This is a genomic window from Enterobacter sp. ECC-175, from assembly GCF_043968675.1.
Classification (GTDB): domain Bacteria; phylum Pseudomonadota; class Gammaproteobacteria; order Enterobacterales; family Enterobacteriaceae; genus Enterobacter.
This window is the reverse complement of record NZ_CP143776.1, coordinates 2209143-2224313: the sequence shown is the minus strand read 5'-3', so window position 1 is coordinate 2224313 and position 15171 is coordinate 2209143. Positions and strand designations below refer to the sequence as shown.

The 15171-nt window shown below is 55.4% G+C and carries 15 protein-coding genes; 8 read left to right on the top strand and 7 right to left on the bottom strand.

Annotation, left to right across the window (positions count from 1 at the left end; translation table 11 throughout):
- Positions 1-21 precede the first annotated feature (21 nt).
- The gene (locus tag V1599_RS10415; protein ID WP_112009248.1) at positions 22-435 is read right to left on the bottom strand and encodes a CoA-binding protein; all 414 of its coding nucleotides are present in this window, start codon (positions 433-435) and stop codon (positions 22-24) included.
- Positions 436-608: 173 nt separating this feature from the next.
- On the opposite strand from V1599_RS10415, the gene V1599_RS10410 reads away from it, so the two are divergent.
- Both V1599_RS10410 and mgsA read left to right on the top strand, forming a co-directional pair.
- On the top strand, positions 609-1271 hold the full coding sequence (locus V1599_RS10410; protein WP_112009247.1) for a DUF2057 family protein: 663 nt from the start codon (positions 609-611) through the stop codon (positions 1269-1271).
- 80 nt (positions 1272-1351) lie between these two features.
- Positions 1352-1810: a methylglyoxal synthase gene (gene mgsA, locus V1599_RS10405; RefSeq protein WP_112009246.1), complete on the top strand. Its 459-nt coding sequence runs from the start codon at positions 1352-1354 to the stop codon at positions 1808-1810.
- Positions 1811-1894: 84 nt separating this feature from the next.
- Here the strand turns inward: mgsA and helD are convergent, their stop codons facing one another.
- Positions 1895-3949 (bottom strand): DNA helicase IV, encoded by a 2055-nt coding sequence (gene helD / locus V1599_RS10400; protein WP_395301510.1) that lies wholly within the window; start codon positions 3947-3949, stop codon positions 1895-1897.
- Positions 3950-4071: 122 nt separating this feature from the next.
- On the opposite strand from helD, the gene V1599_RS10395 reads away from it, so the two are divergent.
- Both V1599_RS10395 and yccS read left to right on the top strand, forming a co-directional pair.
- Positions 4072-4518 carry a YccF domain-containing protein gene (locus V1599_RS10395; protein ID WP_112009244.1) on the top strand — a complete coding sequence of 149 codons (447 nt, stop codon included), beginning with the start codon at positions 4072-4074 and terminating at the stop codon, positions 4516-4518.
- Between the two features lie 18 nt (positions 4519-4536).
- Positions 4537-6699: a YccS family putative transporter gene (gene yccS, locus V1599_RS10390; protein ID WP_395301509.1), complete on the top strand. Its 2163-nt coding sequence runs from the start codon at positions 4537-4539 to the stop codon at positions 6697-6699.
- On the opposite strand, the gene V1599_RS10385 is transcribed toward yccS, so the two are convergent.
- Complete coding sequence (locus V1599_RS10385) at positions 6656-7282, bottom strand: TfoX/Sxy family DNA transformation protein (RefSeq protein WP_112009599.1); 627 nt, start codon at positions 7280-7282, stop codon at positions 6656-6658. The two genes, yccS and V1599_RS10385, sit on opposite strands and share 44 nt — an antisense overlap.
- Positions 7283-7499: 217 nt before the next feature.
- Between V1599_RS10385 and sulA the strand changes: the two genes are divergently transcribed.
- Positions 7500-8009 (top strand): SOS-induced cell division inhibitor SulA, encoded by a 510-nt coding sequence (sulA, locus tag V1599_RS10380; RefSeq protein ID WP_112009242.1) that lies wholly within the window; start codon positions 7500-7502, stop codon positions 8007-8009.
- A 356-nt stretch (positions 8010-8365) separates the two neighbouring features.
- Entirely contained in the window at positions 8366-9421 is a 1056-nt protein-coding gene (gene ompA, locus V1599_RS10375; protein ID WP_112009598.1) for a porin OmpA, read from the top strand.
- A gap of 64 nt (positions 9422-9485) precedes the next feature.
- On the opposite strand, the gene matP is transcribed toward ompA, so the two are convergent.
- A complete protein-coding gene (gene matP / locus V1599_RS10370; RefSeq protein WP_112009241.1) occupies positions 9486-9938 on the bottom strand; it encodes a macrodomain Ter protein MatP in 453 nt (150 codons plus the stop codon).
- 185 nt (positions 9939-10123) lie between these two features.
- On the opposite strand from matP, the gene V1599_RS10365 reads away from it, so the two are divergent.
- On the top strand, positions 10124-11884 hold the full coding sequence (locus V1599_RS10365) for an AAA family ATPase (protein WP_395301508.1): 1761 nt from the start codon (positions 10124-10126) through the stop codon (positions 11882-11884).
- Between the two features lie 68 nt (positions 11885-11952).
- On the top strand, positions 11953-12471 hold the full coding sequence (gene fabA, locus V1599_RS10360; RefSeq protein ID WP_006174537.1) for a 3-hydroxyacyl-[acyl-carrier-protein] dehydratase FabA: 519 nt from the start codon (positions 11953-11955) through the stop codon (positions 12469-12471).
- 71 nt (positions 12472-12542) lie between these two features.
- On the opposite strand, the gene rmf is transcribed toward fabA, so the two are convergent.
- The 3 genes from rmf to pqiB form a co-directional block, all read right to left on the bottom strand.
- Positions 12543-12710, bottom strand: coding sequence for a ribosome modulation factor (rmf, locus tag V1599_RS10355; protein ID WP_010429337.1), 168 nt, complete (start codon positions 12708-12710; stop codon positions 12543-12545).
- A 254-nt stretch (positions 12711-12964) separates the two neighbouring features.
- Positions 12965-13531, bottom strand: a complete 567-nt coding sequence (pqiC, locus tag V1599_RS10350; RefSeq protein ID WP_395301507.1) for a membrane integrity-associated transporter subunit PqiC — start codon at positions 13529-13531, stop codon at positions 12965-12967.
- The gene (gene pqiB, locus V1599_RS10345) at positions 13528-15168 is read right to left on the bottom strand and encodes an intermembrane transport protein PqiB (protein WP_112009238.1); all 1641 of its coding nucleotides are present in this window, start codon (positions 15166-15168) and stop codon (positions 13528-13530) included. The genes pqiC and pqiB overlap by 4 nt, the downstream gene beginning before the upstream one ends.
- Positions 15169-15171: the final 3 nt, after the last annotated feature.

The following is a 15171-nucleotide window of genomic DNA, read 5'->3' as shown; positions in this document are numbered from 1 at the left end:
CGATTAACGGGCTTTTTTTTGTTACTTTGCCAGCCCCAACCGGGGGATTTCTATCGCCGGACAGCGGTCCATCACGACCGTCAGCCCCGCGTCGCGCGCCAGCACCGCGGCCTGCTCGTTAATCACCCCAAGCTGCATCCACAGCGTTTTCGCGCCAATGGCGATCGCCTCCTGCGCCACGCCCCAGGCGGCCTCCGAGTTGCGGAATACATCGACCATATCAATTTTTTCCGGCACGTCAGCCAGCGTGGCGTAACCCTGCTGGCCCAGCAGCGTTTTGCCCGCCACCTTTGGCGACACGGGAATCACGTGATAGCCCTGATCGAGCAAATACTTCATGACCCGATAGCTTGGGCGATCGGGTTTGTCGCTTGCCCCGACCAGCGCAATGGTGCGTGTGGACGTCAGAATCCCGGCAATATCGTTCTCTTTCATGCTCTTCCTCCTGGCTTTTTTCAAAGTGTACGTCATAGCACGCGGTACAACCATCTATCCCATACGGACGCATGAGGGCAAAACGAGGTTTTATGTCTATATGTTAGTAAACGTGAACCGCGAAAAATATAGACACATTATGACGACACACGTCCTTTCAACAGGAGCGCCCTATGAAAACCGGCCTTGCCTCTGCGGTGATTGCGTTAATTATGCCGGTTTGCGTCTTTGCTACGACGCTGAGGCTCTCTACCGATATCGATCTGCTGGTGCTGGATGGGAAAAAAGTCTCGAGCTCGCTGCTGCGCGGGGCTGACAGCATCGAACTGGATAACGGGCCACATCAGGTGGTTTTTCGCATTGAGAAGACCATTCGCCTGACGAACCACGAGCTGCGGACGTATATCTCTCCCCCGCTGGTCATGAGCTTCGACACGCAGCGCGTCAGCCAGGTTAACTTTCATCTTCCGCGCATTGAAACGGAGAAAGAGTCAATGGCATTCGACGCCGCGCCGCGCGTTGAGCTGCTTGACGGCGATGCAACGCCTATTCCCGTTAAGCTCGACATTCTGGCACTGACGCAAACCCCCAAGGGCACCGATTATGAAGCCGACACGGAAATCTATAACAAAGCCAACAGGCGCGCCTCCCTGCCCCAGTTCGCCCCCCTGATGGCCGACGACAGCACCCTGTTATCCGGCGTGTCGGAGCTGGACGTTATTCCTCCCCAGTCCCAGACGCTCACCGAGCAGCGGCTGAAATTCTGGTTCCAGCAGGCCGATCCGGACACGCGCGCCCGCTTTATGCAGTGGGCAAAGCAGCAACCGTCGTCATAAGCCACATTTTTTCATCCTTACTCTTGCAGCGTCAGGCGCTTCCCGTCATCGTGTAGCCAGATAAACTGACGGACATATTTATGGAACTGACAACTCGCACCCTCCCCGAACGCAAACACATTGCTCTGGTCGCGCACGATCACTGTAAGCAGATGTTGCTCAACTGGGTTCGCCGCCATCAGGCGCTGCTGGAACAGCATACGCTTTCCGCAACCGGTACTACCGGCAACCTGATCCATCGCGAAACGGGTCTTGAGGTGAATGCCATGCTGAGCGGCCCAATGGGCGGCGATCAGCAGGTTGGCGCGCAGATTTCGGAAGGCAAGATTGATGTGCTGATTTTCTTCTGGGACCCGCTGAACGCGGTGCCTCATGACCCGGACGTAAAGGCGCTGCTGCGCCTGGCAACGGTGTGGAATATTCCCGTCGCCACGAACCTGTCGACGGCGGATTTCATCATTGAATCGCCGCAGTTCGGCTCGCCGGTTGAGATCCTGATCCCCGACTATCCGCGCTATCTTGCCGAAAGGCTGAAGTAGTTTTTTTGCCCGGCGGCGCGACGCTTGCGCGAGCCTACGCATTTTATAGGCCGGGTCAGGCGCAGCCGCCGCCCGGCAACTCCGTTAAGGCTTTCTCGCCACCGGCACGTCCAGCCCCTTTAGAATATCAACAAACGACGATGGCGCATCGTTGTTGAACAGCAGCCAGACGCGATGGCGCGCGCGCGTAATCGCCACGTACAGCAGGCGACGCTCTTCGGCATCCGGGAAATCTTCCGGCACCGGGAGCAGCGCTTCTTCCATAACCGATTCCCGCGCGGGGGCCGGGAAGCCGTCGCTGCCCTCCTTTAATCCCATCACGATGACATAATCTGCCTGCTGGCCTTTGCTGGCGTGAATGGTCATAAAGTCCAGCTGGAGCGTCGGCCAGCGGGTGGCCGCTTTTTCCAGCGCCGCAGGTTTCAGGTGATGGTAACGCGCCAGCACCAAAATACGCTCATCCGGTTTGGCATAGCCGCTCAGCTTGTCCAGCAGCGATTCGAGCTTATCCTCCGCAAGCAGCGTCACCGCCTTTTTATCTCCCGGCGTCAGGCTGTTCAGCGGCTTCGCCAGCTGGTGCGGGTTCTGCTGGATAAAGCGGTTAGCAATTTCACCGATGCGCGAATTAAAGCGGTAGGTGGTGTCGAGGTCGCTGCGATCGCCCTCGCCAAAATAGTGGTGGAACGCGGTGGTCAGCGAGAGCTGCGCACCGCTGAAGCGGTAAATGGCCTGCCAGTCATCGCCAACGGCAAAGAGCGAGGTGTGCTTATTTTGCGCGCGCAGCGCGGCAAGCAGCGCGGCGCGCTGAGGGGAGATATCCTGAAACTCATCAACGAGAATATGCTTCCACGGGCTAACGAAGCGGCCTTTTTCCAGAATGATAATCGCCTGATGGATGAGGCCGGAGAAATCAACGGCGTTTTCCTCTTTCAGCGCCGTCTTCCACGCCTTAAGCATGGGCGCCATGAGCTTGACCCGCTTTGAAAAGAGGTCGCGGATCGCTTCCGGCGCGCTTTCAATCATTTCAGCCTGCGTGCCACCGTGCATGCGCATCAGGCTCACCCAGCGGTCAAGGCGCGACCCCAGGCGGCGCGCCAGTTTTTCATCCTGCCAGAAGCTGCCTTCCGGCACCTCCCAGCCAAGCTCCTCTTCCAGCCACTGCCGCCACCCTTTGGCCTGCGCCTTTTTCTCGCTGCACTGCTGTCGCCACGCCTTGATAAACAGCGCCTGGCGCGCCTGTGCGTCGTTTTCCAGCCTGCTGACGACAGGGACTTTTTTACTGCCCTGCTGAATAATATGCAGCGCCAGGGAATGGAAGGTGCGGGCCGAAATATCCTGGGTGTGCAGGCGCTGCTGGATGCGCTCATCCATTTCCTGCGCCGCTTTACGGCCAAACGCCAGCAGCAGAATCTGATCCGCGGCCGCCTCCCCCGTCGTCAGAAGCCAGCCCGCGCGCGCCACCAGCACCGAGGTCTTGCCGCTTCCGGCCCCTGCCAGCACCAGCAGCGACCGCTCGCCGTTGACTACCGCACGCGCCTGAGCGGGATTAAGCGGCGAAGATTCAATATTGCGGAAGAAATCGGCGTACCGGACCAGCATGGCATCGGTCCATGCCTGATTATGCGCCATCCGGCTCTTATCTATGTCGCCGAGCCAAGCCTGACACCTGCGCCACGCCTCGCGGCAGTTTTCAAATTCATCAAGACGCGATGCGGGAAACGGCAGCGCGGCGATGGCCTGCGAAATCTTTTGCTGTAATTCCGCGGTTTGCTGGCGGGTGAGCCATTTTTGCTGCTCGTCGCGTTGGGCAATATCGTCCAGCACCTGCTCAAGCACCTGTGCCGCAATCACGCTCATGTCGTGGCTCCACCGCTGCCAGAGTGCATTAAGATGGTGATAGAAATGCTGAGTTTCCGACCACTCCGTGCCGTGGAGCCGAACCACCTTATCGTCCGGCAGCACGAACTCCAGCTCGCCCCATACCAGCCCGCGCTTGCAGTGGATCGCGAGCAGCTGATTAAACGGAATAAGATACTCGTGGCGTTCTCCAGAGACCCTCACCCCGGCATTGAGAAGGACGACCTTGTCGTAAGGATGCTGCGCCAGGCGTTTGCCCATTGAAGTTGCTTTAAGTTCCATGTCCCGCCAAATCCACGATGAGATAAATTACCTGACAGTTTAACTGCCAGTTTTAAGGTGCTCCAGCCTAAAAACCGTTACAATCCCCCGGCGTTAATCATATCGAAAGGAACTGAGGGTTTATGCGTACCGTTTTGAATGTCCTGAATTTTGTCCTTGGCGGTTTTGCCACCACCCTTTCATGGCTTTTTGCCACGCTGGTCAGCATCGTGCTGATTTTTACGCTGCCACTGACGCGCTCATGCTGGGAAATCACCAGGCTGTCGCTGTTCCCCTACGGTAACGAAGCGGTTCACGTGGATGAGCTGAATCCGGAGAGGCAAAACGCGCTAATGAATACCGGCGGGACGCTGCTGAATATCCTGTGGCTGATTTTCTTCGGCTGGTGGTTATGCCTGATGCATATCGTCACCGGGATCGCGCAGTGCATCACAATCATTGGCATTCCTGTCGGCATTGCTAACTTTAAGATTGCCGCGATTGCCCTGTGGCCGGTCGGGCGCAGAGTGGTATCGGTTGAAGTCGCGCAGGCCGCACGAGAAGCAAATGCGCGTCGTCGTTTTCAGTAAAAAGGAGTGGCCGCGCTGATGCTAAGCCCACTGCTTCGCCGCTATACCTGGAACAGCAACTGGCTCTATAACGCCAGAATTTTTATCGCACTTTGCGGAACGACGGCCTTGCCATGGTGGCTTAACGACGTAAAGCTCACCATTCCGCTCACGCTTGGCGTGGTTGCCGGCGCGCTGGCGGATCTTGATGACCGCCTGACCGGCCGCCTGCGTAATCTTGTTATTACGCTGATCTCCTTCTTTATTGCATCGGCCTCCGTTGAACTGCTGTTCCCATGGCCCTGGCTATTCGCGCTCGGTCTGACGCTTTCCACCAGCGGGTTTATCCTGCTCGGCGGCCTTGGACAGCGCTATGCCACTATCGCCTTTGGCGCACTGCTGATTGCCATCTACACCATGCTGGGCGTTTCGCTGTACGACCAATGGTATCAACAACCCGTGCTGCTGTTGCTGGGGGCCATCTGGTATAACCTGCTGACCTTAACCGGGCATCTCATCTTTCCGGTTCGCGCGCTGCAGGATAACCTCGCGTGCAGCTACGAGCAGCTGGCGCACTATCTTGAGCTGAAGTCTCGCCTGTTCGACCCGGATATCGAAGACGATAGCCAGGCGCCCCTTTACGATTTGGCGCTGGCAAACGGCCAGCTGGTAGCGACCCTCAACCAGACAAAAGCCTCGCTGCTGACCCGACTGCGGGGCGATCGCGGCCAGCGTGGAACCCGCCGAACGCTGCATTACTACTTCGTGGCCCAGGATATTCACGAACGCGCCAGCTCCTCGCACGTACAGTATGCGGCGCTGCGCGAGAAGTTTCGCTACAGCGACGTGATGTTCCGCTTCCAGAGGCTGCTGTCGATGCAGTCTCAGGCCTGCCAGCAGCTTTCGCGCTCTATTCTGCTGCGCACGCCGTACCAGCACGATCCGCGCTTTGAGCGCGCATTCAGCCATCTTGACGCAGCGCTCGATCGCGTTAAGGCCAGCGGCACGTCGCCTGAACATATCAACGCCCTGGGGTTCTTGCTCAATAACCTGCGCGCGATCGACGCCCAGCTGGCGACCATCGAGTCCGAGCAGGCGCTGGCGATGCCGGGCTCTGATGCCGAGAACCAGCTCGCTGACGACAGCATGCATGGCTTTAGCGATATGTGGCTGCGCCTGAGCCGGAATTTCACGCCAGAGTCCGCGCTCTTTCGCCATGCGGTGCGAATGTCGCTGGTCCTGTGTGTGGGCTATGCCTTTATCCAGATAACCGGTTTACACCACGGCTACTGGATCCTGCTGACCAGCCTGTTTGTCTGCCAGCCTAACTACAACGCAACTCGTCACCGCCTCGCGTTACGAATCATCGGCACGCTGGTGGGCGTCGCCATTGGGCTACCGGTGCTCTATTTCGTGCCGTCTATCGAGGGTCAGCTCATCCTCATCGTCATAACGGGGGTGCTGTTCTTTGCTTTTCGCAACGTGCAGTATGCGCATGCCACCATGTTCATCACCCTGCTGGTGCTGCTGTGCTTTAATTTGCTCGGAGAGGGGTTTGAAGTCGCCCTGCCGCGCGTGTTTGATACCTTAATTGGCTGCGCTATCGCCTGGGCCGCGGTCAGCTTTATCTGGCCGGACTGGCGTTTTCGCAATTTGCCCCGCGTGCTGGACAGGGCAATGAACGCAAACTGCCGGTACCTGGATGCGATACTTGAACAGTATCACCAGGGCCGCGATAACCGCCTGGCCTACCGTATCGCCCGCCGCGATGCGCACAACACTGACGCAGAGCTGGCTTCCGTGGTCTCCAACATGTCAACGGAACCCCGCGCCACGGCAGAAATTCGCGAAACGGCGTTCAGGCTGCTTTGCTTGAACCACACGTTCACCAGCTACATTTCGACCCTGGGCGCGCACCGCGAAAAGCTGACCAATCCCGCCATTCTCGGCCTGCTGGATGACGCGGTGTGTTATGTCGATGATGCCCTGCACCATCGGCCTGCCGACGAACCTCGCGTCAAGCAATCTCTTGATGAACTCTCTCAGCGCATTGCGCATCTCGATCCGGGTACCGACAGCAAAGCGCCGCTTGTGCTTCAGCAGATTGGCCTGCTGATCGCGTTGCTGCCGGAAATTTGCCGCCTGCAGCAGCTTGTGGCTACCTGGCGGAATGATGCTCGCGCGGCTCTGGCAGCGCGTTGACCCACTCCGTTAGCTCCCGGCGAGTGTCAGCCGGGAGCGCCGCTTCATGTAAGCCTTCGATAGCCCCCTCAAGCGCGAACAGCACCTTGATGCCCAGCGCCTTATTAATCTGCCTAATCTTGAGCCAGCTCTCTTTCGCACCCAGCGCCCGCAGCGTTTCTTCATCCCTGATCCCCGCTTCATAAAGCAATACCTCAATCTGGAACGTCAGGTTGGGAAGATCTTTCAGCCGGTTGCGCTGACGCCGCAGATTGCGTTCGTTTCTGGCCGCATCAAGCGCAAACGAAGAGAGCTGAAGCAGCTTTTCTTTGTCCTGCCACAGGCCGTCGTCTACGCGATAGTAATTAAGCAACACGGGTCTGCCACGTTTCACCAGCGTCAAAAACGAAGAGGCGTGTTTCACACAGTAGGTTGCGCTCTGCTCGCAGGCTCTAAGATAGAGTTCACCGTCAGACACCATGGCGAAAACCGCATCATCAACGGCCAGCGTGTATCCGCCGAAGAGGGCCCGATGATGAATCTCACCCAACGGAGAGAGGTATTCCTGGGATTTATAAATCCGTTCATAAGATATCTTTTTCATGATAATTCCCTTAAAAATCATAAATTAACAACAACATTTCTTACTAGCGGATCCGTTAGCAGGAAAATAGGCAACTTATCGTCCGTGAGCAAGATGATTTTTTCAGGCGGGTCAAGAATCAACGAAATTTGCGAGTCGCTTTCAGAAATTGAAGTTGATCTTTAGCCATACAGGGGTTACTGTATATCCATACAGTAACTACAGGGCTGGAATGAATATGTACACTTCAGGCTATGCGAATCGCTTAACATCTCTCTCCTCTACCGCTGGCAGCGTCACGCAGAAATCCGTCGGGCGCGTTTCGACAGGGCTAATCAGTGAAGTGGTTTATCGTGAAGACCAGCCCTTGTTAACACAGCTGCTTTTGCTGCCACTTTTGCAGCAGCTGGGTCAGCAGTCACGCTGGCAGCTCTGGCTGACGCCGCAGCAAAAGCTGAGCCGCCAATGGGTTCAGTCTGCGGGCCTACCGCTGGCAAAGGTTATGCAGATTAATCAGCTCTCCCCGTGCGATACGGTTGAGTCGATGATCCGTGCATTACGCACCGGAAATTACAGCGTGGTGATTGGCTGGCTGCCTGATGAACTGACGGAAGAGGAACATTGCCGCCTAACGGAAGCGGCCGAAGAAGGAGATGCTATCGGGTTTATCATGCGTCCCGTTCACCCTGATTCTTACCGCAAAGGACAACTTTCCGGGTTAAAAATTCACTCAAATCTCTACCATTGAGCAAAATTAAGATTTTTCCTGGAATTTTTTTTTGACCCCACGATGTGGAATTAGTTCAAAAAGAAAAAATGACGGCAAGGCTTGTCTGGTGCGGTTCTCGTTAATTTTACTGGCTAAAATTCGTTCAAAAAATGTTAAATAATAGGTATACGGAAAAATTTTTTTCATATGCCTGACGGAGTTCACACTTGTAAGTTTTCAGCTACGTTGTAGACTTTACATCGCCAGGGGTGCTCGGCCTAAGCCGAAGATATCGGTAGACTTATATTTGACCACGCCCCCCGGTGAAGGATTTAACCGTGATTCCTCTATTGAGATTTTCATGGCAAATTTTGGATGATAACGAGGCGCAAAAAATGAAAAAGACAGCTATCGCGATTGCAGTGGCACTGGCTGGCTTCGCTACCGTAGCGCAGGCCGCTCCGAAAGATAATACCTGGTACGCAGGTGGTAAACTGGGCTGGTCTCAGTTCCATGACACAGGCTGGTACAACAGCAGCCTGAACAACGACGGCCCAACCCACGAAAGTCAGCTGGGTGCAGGTGCGTTCGGTGGCTATCAGGTTAACCCGTATGTTGGCTTTGAAATGGGTTACGACTGGTTAGGTCGTATGCCATACAAAGGCGACAACTTTAATGGCGCTTTCAAAGCTCAGGGCGTTCAGCTGACCGCTAAACTGGGTTACCCAGTAACCGACGATCTGGACGTGTACACCCGTCTGGGCGGCATGGTATGGCGTGCAGATTCCAGCAACAACCAGTCTGGTGACAACCACGATACCGGTGTTTCCCCAGTATTCGCTGGTGGCGTTGAGTGGGCTATGACCCGTGACATCGCTACCCGTCTGGAATACCAGTGGGTTAACAACATCGGCGACGGCAACACCGTTGGTGTTCGTCCAGACAACGGCATGCTGAGCGTAGGTGTTTCCTACCGTTTCGGTCAGCAGGAAGATGCTGCACCAATCGTAGCGCCAGCTCCGGCTCCAGCTCCAGAAGTACAGACCAAGCACTTCACTCTGAAGTCTGACGTTCTGTTCAACTTCAACAAAGCGACCCTGAAACCAGAAGGTCAGCAGGCACTGGATCAGCTGTACACCCAGCTGAGCAACCTGGATCCTAAAGACGGCAACGTTGTGGTTCTGGGCTTCACAGACCGTATCGGTTCTGACGCTTACAACCAGAAACTGTCTGAGAAACGTGCTCAGTCTGTTGTTGATTACCTGATCTCTAAAGGTATCCCAGCTAACAAGATCTCCCCACGCGGTATGGGCGAATCTAACCCAGTTACTGGCAACACCTGTGACAACGTGAAAGCTCGCGCTGCACTGATTGACTGCCTGGCTCCAGATCGTCGCGTTGAGATCGAAGTTAAAGGCGTTAAAGACGTTGTAACTCAGCCAGCGGCATAAGTTATCGTCTTAAAAAAAACCCCGCGCTGCGGGGTTTTTTATTGCCTGTAGAAAACGAAAAAAGTTACTTTTTACCCAGCAAGGCCTGCAGATCGTTTTTCAACGTCGACATCTGGCTCGCATACTTCTCTTTATGCTCCGCATCTTCTATCAGCTGCACCACCGTTTCCGATAGCGTCTTTCCGCGCCTTTGCGCCAGCCCGGCCAGCCGCTGCCAGACCATGAACTCCAGGTCGATGGATTTTTTGCGGGTGTGCTGATGCTCGGCGTTAAAATGCCGCTTACGACGCGCGCGGATAGTCTGCTTCATGCGGTTCAACAGCGCGGGATTGATATGTTTCGCAATCCAACTATTGACCTGTACCGGTTCATTTTCGAGGGTCAGCAAAATATCCACGGCTTCTTGCGCAGCACTGGCTTCGATATAGCAGGTAATCAGCTCTCCCTCGCGGTGCTTTTTGACCAGATATTTCCATTTCCAGCCGCTTTCGAGGTTTTCCAGTTGTTGATATTTCATTGCGTTCTCAGTGTTACCACGTAACTCTGTTCAGAATATCAGTTTTTTTGCAATCTGCTGAAAAGAAATCATACCCTGTGAAGCATTCCAGGATATTCCCTCCGCGAAAACCCAATCCTGCTTGGGAAGAGACCTCCGCTTACGGTATACTCCACGTTTTTACATCTGACTAAAAAACATCAACTTTGACCATTACGAAACTTGCATGGCGCGATCTGGTTCCGGATACCGAAAGCTATCAGGCGCTTTTTACACAACCAGAGCTCGCAGAAGAAAACGAATTTATACTTAGCGACACACAACCGCGTTTGCATTACGCGCTGGAGCAGATGATAAGCCCGTGGGCGACATCTCCCTTCATGCTGCTCAAGGCCCCGGAAGAAGCCGAGTATTTGACGCTTCTTAGCGATGCCATGCGCCAGCTAAAGCCGGAGGCGGAAACGGTCTTTGGTGGTCAATATCATATTGCGGGACGCAGTATCACTTTTGAACCGGCAAAGCAGGCAGACGCGCGTTTTGCGGCAAAAGGTGAAATCATCTCGGCTAGCTGGGTTGAAGCCGAGCAGCTGTTTGGCTGTCTGCGCCAGTTCAACGGCGAGCTGTCGCTACAGCCGGGCCTGGTACACCGCGCGAACGGCGGGGTGTTAATTATCGCCCTGCGTACCTTGCTTGCTCAGCCGCTGCTGTGGATGCGCCTGAAAACGATTGTAAGCCAGCAGCGCTTCGACTGGGTGGGTTATGATGAGTCTCGCCCGCTGCCGGTCTCCATTCCTTCTATGCCTCTGTCTCTGACCGTGGTCCTCACGGGGGATCGCGAGTCGCTGGCTGATTTCCAGGAGATGGAACCCGAGCTGGCCGAGCAGGCTGTTTATAGCGAATATGAAGATAATATTCAGATCGCTGACGCTGATGATATGGCGTTATGGCGTCAATGGGTTCTCGACGTTGCAAAACGCTTCGCGCTCCCTGCCCCGTCAGCAGACGCGTGGCAGGGCTTGATCCGCGAAGCCGTTCGTTACACCGGCGATCGGGAAACGCTCCCGCTCTGCCCGCTCTGGATCGGTAAACAGCTTCGCGAAGTGGGCGTTATCAGCGGTCAGGGGACGTTTACGGGTGAACAGTTTGCTCAAATGCTTGCCCAGCGCGAATGGCGAGAGGGTTACCTTGCCGATCGGATGCAGGACGAAATTCTGCTGGAGCAGATCCTTGTTGAAACGGAAGGCGAACGCATCGGGCAGATTAACGCCCTTTCGGTGATTGAATTCCCGGGCCATCCTCGCGCCTTCGGTGAGCCTTCGCGCATCAGCTGCGTCGTCCACGTGGGCGATGGTGAATTTACCGATATCGAACGCAAAGCCGAGCTGGGTGGAAACATTCACGCCAAAGGCATGATGATCATGCAGGCATTTCTGATGTCTGAGCTCCAGCTTGAGCAGCAAATTCCCTTCTCGGCGTCGCTGACTTTTGAACAATCCTACAGCGAAGTCGACGGTGATAGCGCCTCAATGGCCGAGCTGTGCGCGTTGATAAGCGCCCTCGCTGAAGTACCGATTAATCAGAATATCGCAATCACCGGATCGGTCGATCAGTTTGGTCGCGCCCAGCCGGTAGGCGGCCTGAACGAGAAAATTGAAGGATTTTTCGCCATCTGCCAACAGCGCGGCTTAAACGGCAAGCAGGGCGTTATTATTCCCGCCCCTAATGCCCGGCACTTAAGCCTGAGCCAGGCGGTTCTTGACGCGGTAGAACAGCAGCAATTTACGATCTGGGCCATCGAAGGTATTGAGGATGCACTACCCTTACTGACAAACCTGGTCTGGGATGGAGAAGGTCAAACTACGCTGCTGCAAACTATTCAGGAGCGCATTGCGCAGGCGACACAACCGGATGCCCGACACCGTTATCCATGGCCGTTACGCTGGCTGGGCTGGTTTAGTCCGAACTGATCGGACTTGTTCAGCGTACACGTGTTAGCTATCCTGCGTGCTTCACTAAAATAAGGCTTACTGAGAACATGGTAGATAAACGCGAATCCTATACAAAAGAAGATCTTCTTGCCTCTGGTCGCGGTGAACTGTTTGGCGCGAATGGCCCACAGTTACCGGCCCCAAGCATGCTGATGATGGACCGTGTCGTGAAAATGACCGAAACCGGCGGCAACTTTGATAAGGGCTACGTTGAAGCGGAACTCGATATCAACCCGGACCTGTGGTTCTTTGGTTGCCACTTTATTGGCGATCCGGTAATGCCTGGCTGCCTGGGCCTTGATGCCATGTGGCAGCTGGTTGGCTTTTATCTGGGCTGGCTCGGCGGCGAAGGAAAAGGCCGCGCGCTGGGCGTGGGTGAAGTGAAATTCACCGGACAGGTTCTGCCAACCGCGAAGAAAGTGACCTACCGTATCCACTTCAAGCGCATCGTTAACCGCCGTCTGATCATGGGCCTGGCCGATGGTGAAGTGCTGGTTGACGGCCGCCTGATTTACTCAGCAAGCGATCTGAAAGTGGGCTTGTTCCAGGATACCTCAGCGTTCTGATTCAGGCGCTGTCCGTATTCAGAAAGGCGAAACCTCCGCACTGCGGAGGTTTCTTTTTTAAAGAGACGCTATCAAGCAAGTACTGCCCTGTCTCCGATGGCTTCTCGCCAGCCCCCTAACCATTGCGACCTTTGGTTCAAAGTCTGATAGGGACACATTTCTTTAGAACGTCCGGCGATGCCAGCCTGATAACCACGTTGATGAGCCCTTTCCAGGCGATCTCGTTTCTGTCTCTTCATGCCTCGTTTCCCTCATTCTTTTGTCTGGTGGAAAGAAAACAGTGATTGCAAAGTGTGCAACCACAGATAACGAATACCCTGGATAAGCGGCAGCGTCAACGCTCAAAATTCATACGGATGTCATATATGTGAGCTATGCAGAAGTTCATTTGTACAAAAAATGTGATACAGCACAAGTAACGTTCTGAAGGTACACCGAAAAAAAAGCCGCTATCAGCGTGAGTCCGATAGCGGCTTTTATCGATGAATTTTACTTATGGCAACCGGGAAATCTCTCTCGCAATGCTGGCCGACTCCTGTGCCCAGCCCTGCGCCAGAACTTTCACCATCTCATCATAACCGTCCTGCTGCTGCTTTAGCTCAAGATGGAAAGGGCGCTTAATCAGCTGCCCCTGATGATTCAGCAGCCACTCCCCGCTCACCACCACCGCCCCGTCATAGCGGCCGTGGAATCCTGTCACCGTCACGTTCAGCGTGTCCTGGTCACTGCCAAGAGGCTGCGAGGCCACCACCCAGCCCGGAAGCTGGCTGCCAAGGTTAGCCACCAGCGTATTCCGCAGCTGCTGATCCAGCGGGCTGGCCCACAGGTTGTTATTGGCAATCACGTATTTTACGTCGCTGGTTTGATATACCACACCGTTTCCGGCGAGGTAATCCGGCACGGAGACCTGCTCAACCCACAGCAGCCGGCTCCCTTGGGCCGCGCTGCTCTGCATTCCAGCCTGTGCGGACACCGGCAGCTGATAGTAGCTTTTCGTCTCGCTTCCTGAGCTACAGGCCGTCAGCACCAGTGCTCCCGCAATTGCTAGCCATTTTTTCATTGTTTCGCCCTCTTCGGCTCAGGATCTTTTTTATCTTTCGCTTCGAACACCAGCGCATTGCTCTTCTCGTTGAGCGTTTTGAGCACCGGCTGTAGCTCACGCAGTACCTGATCGAGGCGCTGCATATCCGCCACCATCTTGTTGTACGCCGCGGAGCCCGGCTGGAAGCCCTGCATGCTGCGGTTGAGTTCGCGCAGCGTTTTCTGCATATCCTGCGGCAGCTGCTGCATGGACTGGCTGGAGGTCACCTTGTTGATGTTATCCAGCGTGGTTTGCAGACGACGCATCGTGGCCTGGCTCTCGCTCAGCGAGCTGGTTGCGGCTTCAATCATCGGGTTAAGCGGCAGATTGTTAATCTTATCCAGCGTCTCCATCAGCCGCTGCTGGATCTGCGCCAGGCCGCTGCTGACCGTTGGAATAATGGTATAGCCGCCGAAGTCGCGCATGCCGGTAATGGGCGGCGCTTTCGGATAGAAATCCATATCCACGTACAGCGCGCCGGTCACCAGGTTACCGGTTTTGAGCGAGCCGCGCAGGCCCCGGTTCAGCAGGTCATTAATATGCGCGCCAATATCCTGAGTAACGCCAATCTGATTGATCAAACGCTCGGGCTCGATGCGAATCAGCACCGGAATGCGATAATCATCATCCAGCACCTGCTGGAGCCCAGGGACAAAGAACGGCACCTGTCCTACCGTACCCAGACGAATACCGCGGAACTCAACCGGTGCGCCAGGCTGCAGGCCGCGAACGGAATCCTTAAAGAACATCAGGTAGTCGATGTGATCGGTGTATAGCGCATCCTGAATGCTTTTCTGATCGTCAAAGAGCCTGAACGCCGTTTTCTCCGCAACAGGTTGCCCAAGATCAATCCCTTCCGGCACGTCAAAGCTTACGCCGCCGCCGAATAGCGTGGTCAGGGAGCCCATTTCCACGCGCATGCCGGCAGATGTTAGATCGACCGCGATCCCGCTGTCTTTCCAGAAGCGAACGTTGCTGGTGACCAGACGATCGTTTGGCGCGTTAATAAACAGCTGGTAGCTGATGGCGCGCTTTTGCGGATCAAACGTGCTGGTTTCGACCGAGCCGACGCGATAGCCCCTGAACAGCACGGGATCGCCGGGCGAAAGCTGCCCCGCCTTCTTGCTGTCGAGGATCACGCGGATGCCTTTTGCGTCAGGGGGTGCCAGAGGCGGAGCGTCCAGCAGCTGATAGTCGGCTGGCTGAGCACCTTTGCTCCCCGGCTGCAGCTCAATATAGGCACCGGAAAGCAGCGTGCCCAAGCCGCTGATCCCTTCACGCCCGACCTGCGGTTTCACCACCCAGAAAACGGAATCGCCGTGCAGCAGCTTTTCCATGCCGGCGTGCAGGCGAGCCTTGATCTCAACGTGCGTTAAGTCATCGGTCAGGGTTGCGCTTTCCACGACGCCCACATCGACGCTGCGGCTTTTGATGGTGGTTTTGCCCCCCTCAATACCTTCTGCGTTGGTGGTGATAAGCGTCACTTCAGGCCCCTGATGGCTGTAGTGATAAAACAGGATCCAGGCACCGATCAGCGCGGTCACGATGGGAAAAATCCACACCGGCGACCAGTTTTTGACCTTCTGCACTTTCGCCTCTCCACTCTTATTTTCCATGCT